The organism is Citreimonas sp., from assembly GCF_042096055.1.
Classification (GTDB): Bacteria; Pseudomonadota; Alphaproteobacteria; order Rhodobacterales; family Rhodobacteraceae; genus Citreimonas.
Genome location: NZ_JBELMH010000134.1, coordinates 1 through 5,132, shown reverse-complemented (window position 1 = coordinate 5,132; position 5,132 = coordinate 1). Strand labels below are relative to the sequence as shown.

The window sequence follows — 5,132 nt, the reverse complement described above, 5'->3', positions numbered from 1 at the left end:
GCTCGACAGCATCTTCGGTTTCTCGCAAGCCAGCCGTATCAAGAAGCGTCACAGCGAGACCGCCCAGATCCATGCGGACCTCGATCACGTCGCGTGTCGTTCCAGCCACTTCCGAGATGATCGCCGCCTCCCGGCCAGCCAAGTAATTCAAAAGTGTGGATTTTCCTGCGTTTGGCGGTCCGACGATGGCGACTTGGAAACCCGTCCTGACCCGTTCCGCCGCATCAAGGCCGGTTAGCTCCGCCTCGATCGCCTGGACGACTTCAGTCAGAAGCGCTCGCACCTCGGGCGAAACGTCGACCGGCACATCCTCGTCCGCGAAGTCGATCGTCGCCTCGAGCAGCGAGACGGCGCGCAGCGTCGCCTCGCGCCAACGCCCGACGCGCGCGCTCAGCGCACCGGATAGAAGATCGAGCGCCTGGCGCCGCTGGGCCTCGGTTTCTGAATCGATCAAATCGGCCAGCGCTTCGACCTGCGTCAGGTCCATCCGCCCGTTTTCCAGCGCCCGACGCGTGAACTCACCCGGCTCCGCCATCCGGAAGCCGTCCAGCGTGCCAAGCCGGCGCAGCACGGCCTGGATGATCGCGACGCTGCCGTGCAGATGAAATTCGACCACGTCTTCGCCGGTGAAGCTCTTCCCGGCTTCGAACCGCAGGACAAGCGCCTCGTCGAGCACGTCGCCTTGCGCACCGTACAGGCGCCGCAGGCTTGCACGCCGGTATTCCGGCCGCGCACCCGCCAGTGCGTCGCACGCGTCGTCCGACCGCGGGCCCGACACCCGGACCACCCCAAGACCCGCCTTGCCCGGCGCAGTCGCTAGGGCAAAGATCGTGTCCATGACCGGGTCCTAGCTGTTCATCGAGTCGAAGAATTCGGCGTTCGTCTTGGTCTGCTTCAGCTTCGAGATCAGGAATTCTACGCCGTCGGTCGTCCCCATCGGGTTGAGGATCCGCCGCAGTACGAACGTCTTCTGCAGATCGCCCTTGTCGACCAGCAACTCTTCTTTCCGCGTGCCGGATTTCAGGATGTCGATCGCCGGGAACACGCGCTTGTCGGCGACCTTGCGATCCAGCACGATCTCGCTGTTGCCGGTACCCTTGAACTCTTCGAAGATCACCTCGTCCATGCGGCTGCCAGTGTCGATCAGTGCGGTGGCGATGATCGTCAGGCTGCCGCCTTCCTCGATGTTCCGCGCGGCGCCGAAGAACCGCTTAGGCCGCTGAAGCGCGTTCGCGTCGACACCGCCGGTCAGAACCTTGCCCGAGGACGGCACGACAGTGTTGAACGCTCTACCAAGTCGTGTGATCGAGTCGAGAAGGATCACAACATCTCGTTTGTGTTCGACCAGCCGCTTGGCTTTTTCGATGACCATCTCGGACACTGCCACGTGCCGCTGCGCCGGTTCGTCGAAGGTCGACGACACGACCTCGCCCTTCACCGAGCGCTGCATGTCGGTGACTTCCTCGGGGCGCTCGTCGATCAGCAAAACGATCAGGTAGCACTCGGGGTGGTTCTTCTCGATGCTGCTGGCGATGTTCTGCAGCAGAACCGTCTTGCCCGTTCGCGGCGGGGCCACGATCAGGCCCCGCTGGCCCTTCCCGATGGGAGAGACGAGGTCGATGATCCTGGCCGAGCGGTCCTTGATCGTCGGATCCTCGATCTCCATCTTCAGCCGCTCGTCGGGGTAGAGCGGTGTTAGGTTGTCGAACGCGATCTTGTGGCGCGCTTTCTCGGGCTCCTCGAAGTTGATCTTCGTCACGCTCACCAGCGCGAAGTAGCGCTCGGCGTCGTCCGGCGCGCGCATCTCGCCCTCGATGGAATCCCCCGTCCGCAGCGAGTATTTCCGGATCATGTCGGGTGACACGTAGATGTCGTCCGGCCCCGGCAGGTAGTTGGCCTCGGGCGAGCGCAGGAAGCCGAACCCGTCCTGCAGCACTTCCAGAACGCCGTCGCCGAAGATCTCCCATCCCTCGTCCGCGCGTTCGCGCAGGATCTGGAACATCATCTCGCCCTTCCGCATGGTCGAGGCGTTCTCGATCTCAAGCTCTTCGGCCATGGCCAAGAGGTCCTTGGGGCTTTTCGCCTTCAGGTCTGACAGATTGAGGCGTTCCTCGGTCATCAGGCATCCTTTCACGGGCACAGATCGCACCGCGGGTCGTTCATGCAGGGAAGTGTCATCCAGAACAGGAGACTTCATGGCTGATAGCAGGAGCGTGCCGGTTTCGTCAATCGAGGGCGTCGAACCAGGAAAGCCGGCCGACCTCCTTACCAATAGAAAGAAAGATGTAAGGTTGTTGTGATAGTAGACGGAGGCTTCGGCTGGGGATTAACCGTTTCGCAACCCTTTCTCCACAATCCCGCATGCTGTGGATAGTTTTTCGGACTGTTTCGTTATGACGACGCTCGTCACGCGCGCAAACTATTGATTGGCAGACATAAACCAATCTTTAAGACGGTTTGAATGACCTGTGAATAACCTTGGGAAGAAGCACGGGGCTTCATCGTCTTCCCCCTCTGCCCGGTTTTCCCACCCCACAGGTCAAGAAGATCGTCGGCGCGGCGCAGAACAGGCTGAGTCCTCCACCGCTTGCGTCCGGGTCCGATTCTCAGCAAAACCATACCTGCGGTTAGACCCCCGGTGATCCACGGAGTTCTCCACAATGGAATCCGATCTCATCCTCGCATCGGGGTCCGAAATCCGGCGCCGGATGCTGGAATCCGCCGGTCTGACCCTCCGGATCGATTCGCCCCGCGTCGATGAAGACGCGATTCGCGAAGCCATGGCGGCCGAAGGTGCCTCTCCGCGCGACACCGCCGATACCCTGGCCGAGGCAAAGGCCGCCAAGGTCGCGGCGCGTCACCCCGAGGCCCGCGTGCTGGGCTGCGATCAGGTTCTTGATCTTGACCGCGAAGTCCTTTCGAAACCGTCAACGCGCGAGGAGGCCGCCGATCAGCTGCGGCGCCTGCGGGGCAAGACGCACCGTCTGCTGTCCGCGGCGGTCCTGTTCGAAGGCGCCGAACCCGTCTGGCGGCACGTCGGCACCGCGCGCCTGACCATGCGTCCAGTGTCGGACACCTTCATAGAAGCCTATCTCGACCGTAACTGGCCCGCGGTCTGCGACTCGGTCGGCGCCTACAAGATCGAAGAGGAAGGCGTGCGCCTGTTCGCCCATGTGCAGGGCGACCTCTTCACGATCCAGGGGCTGCCCCTGCTCGAATTCCTGAACTTCCTCACCGACAGGGGGAGCATCCCCGGATGAACGACCCGTTGCCCCGCATCCCGCTGGCCGGCGTCGTCGGCTCTCCCGTGGCGCACTCGCGCTCTCCCGTGCTGCACGGTCACTGGCTGCACCGCTACGGCATCCAGGGCCATTACGTGCCGCTCGACATCGCCGAGGACAGGCTCGAGACCGCGTTGCGCCTGCTGCCCGATCTGGGCTTCGTGGGCGTCAACGTCACGATCCCTTACAAGGAGCGCGTGCTGGCGCTGGCCGACCTGGTGTCCGACCGCGCGTCGCTGATCGGCGCTGCGAACACCTTGATCTTCCGCCCGGACGGCAAGATCCACGCCGACAATACCGACGGCTACGGCTTCATCGAGAACCTGCGCCAGACCGTGCCTGATTGGAAGCCGTCCGCCGGACCGGCCACCGTGCTTGGCGCCGGCGGGGCCGCGCGGGCGGTCGTGGCCTCGCTGCTCGACGTCGGCGTGCCCGAGATCTGCGTGACCAACCGCACCCGCCCGCGGGCCGAGATGCTGCGCGAGAACTTCGGCAACCGCGTGCAGGTGTACGACTGGGTCAAGGCAGGCAACCTGCTGGACGACAGCGCGCTGCTGGTCAATACGACCTCGCTCGGCATGACCGGCAAGGCCGAGATGCGCGTGCCGCTGGACGGCCTGCACCCCGGCTGCGTGGTCAGCGACCTGGTCTACGCCCCGCTCGAGACGCGTCTGCTGCGGATCGCGCGCGAACGCGGCTGCCGGACGGTCGACGGCCTCGGCATGCTGCTGCACCAGGCGGTGCCGGGGTTCGAGCGTTGGTTCGGCCGCCGCCCCGAGGTCGACGCCGCCCTGCGCGAGGCCGTTCTGGCATGAGCTTCCGCCTTGGCCTGACCGGGTCGATCGGCATGGGCAAGTCGACGACGGCAAGGCTCTTCGCCGATGAGGGCTGCGCCGTCTGGGACGCCGACGCCGCGGTACATCGCCTCTATTCCGCCGGCGGCGCTGCCGTCGTGCCCATGGGGGACGCCTTTCCGCAGGCAGTCCGTGACGGCGCCGTAGCGCGCGATGCGCTGCGCGCGATCATCGCCACCGACGCGAACGCCCTGCCCCGGATCGAGGCGATCGTTCATCCGCTGGTCCAAGCCGATCGCGCCGCCTTCGCCGCCGACCACGCCGACCGGATCACCGTCTACGACATCCCGCTGCTGTTCGAGACCGGTGCCGAGGCCGAAATGGATGCGACCGCCTGCGTCACCGTTTCACGTGAAACGCAAAAGGCGCGCGTCCTCGCGCGCGGCACCATGTCCGAGGCGGATTTCGACCGCATCTTGTCCCGGCAGATGCCGAACGAGGAAAAGTGTGTGCTGGCGACCTACGTGATCGAGACCGATACCCTTGACCATGCTCGCGAGCAGGTCCACGATATCTTGCGCGACATCAGGAACAGGCTACCAGATCATGCGTGAAATCGTCCTCGATACCGAAACCACAGGGTTCGAGCCCGACCAGGGCGACCGGATCGTGGAAATCGGCGCGGTCGAGCTGATGAACCACGTGCCCACGGGGCGCACGTATCACCAGTACATCAACCCGCAGCGCGCCATGCCGGCCGAGGCCTTCGCGGTGCACGGGCTCGGCGACGATTTCCTGTGCGACAAGCCGCTGTTCCACGAGATTGTCGACGAGTTCCGCGCTTTCATCGACGGCGCGAAGCTGGTGATCCACAACGCTGCCTTCGACGTGAAATTCCTCAACGCCGAGCTTGGCTGGTGCAAGCGCCCAGCCCTGCCCGTCGATTGCGCCATCGACACGCTGGACATCGCGCGCCGCCGCTTTCCCGGCTCTCCCGCGTCTCTGGACGCGCTGTGCCGCCGCTTCGGCATCGACAACGCCGCGCGCACGCTGCACG

Annotated in this window: 6 protein-coding genes; 4 read left to right on the top strand and 2 right to left on the bottom strand. The window is 64.6% G+C overall.

What is annotated here, in order from left to right; all coding sequences use genetic code 11:
• Both mnmE and rho read right to left on the bottom strand, forming a co-directional pair.
• Positions 1–838 (bottom strand): tRNA uridine-5-carboxymethylaminomethyl(34) synthesis GTPase MnmE (gene mnmE / locus ACFDTC_RS17380; RefSeq protein WP_375260139.1); only part of this gene is annotated, 838 nt, incomplete at its 3' end.
• Positions 839–847: 9 nt separating this feature from the next.
• On the bottom strand, positions 848–2,119 hold the full coding sequence (gene rho / locus ACFDTC_RS17375; protein WP_375260138.1) for a transcription termination factor Rho: 1,272 nt from the start codon (positions 2,117–2,119) through the stop codon (positions 848–850).
• Between the two features lie 541 nt (positions 2,120–2,660).
• Here rho and ACFDTC_RS17370 point away from each other — a divergent pair.
• The 4 genes from ACFDTC_RS17370 to dnaQ all read left to right on the top strand — a co-directional run.
• Positions 2,661–3,260 carry a Maf family protein gene (locus ACFDTC_RS17370; protein ID WP_375260137.1) on the top strand — a complete coding sequence of 200 codons (600 nt, stop codon included), beginning with the start codon at positions 2,661–2,663 and terminating at the stop codon, positions 3,258–3,260.
• Complete coding sequence (locus tag ACFDTC_RS17365) at positions 3,257–4,096, top strand: shikimate dehydrogenase (RefSeq protein ID WP_375260136.1); 840 nt, start codon at positions 3,257–3,259, stop codon at positions 4,094–4,096. The genes ACFDTC_RS17370 and ACFDTC_RS17365 overlap by 4 nt, the downstream gene beginning before the upstream one ends.
• Complete coding sequence (gene coaE / locus ACFDTC_RS17360; RefSeq protein ID WP_375260135.1) at positions 4,093–4,689, top strand: dephospho-CoA kinase; 597 nt, start codon at positions 4,093–4,095, stop codon at positions 4,687–4,689. The genes ACFDTC_RS17365 and coaE overlap by 4 nt, the downstream gene beginning before the upstream one ends.
• A partial coding sequence (gene dnaQ / locus ACFDTC_RS17355; protein ID WP_375260134.1) for a DNA polymerase III subunit epsilon occupies positions 4,682–5,132 on the top strand: 451 nt, incomplete at its 3' end. The genes coaE and dnaQ, both read left to right, overlap by 8 nt.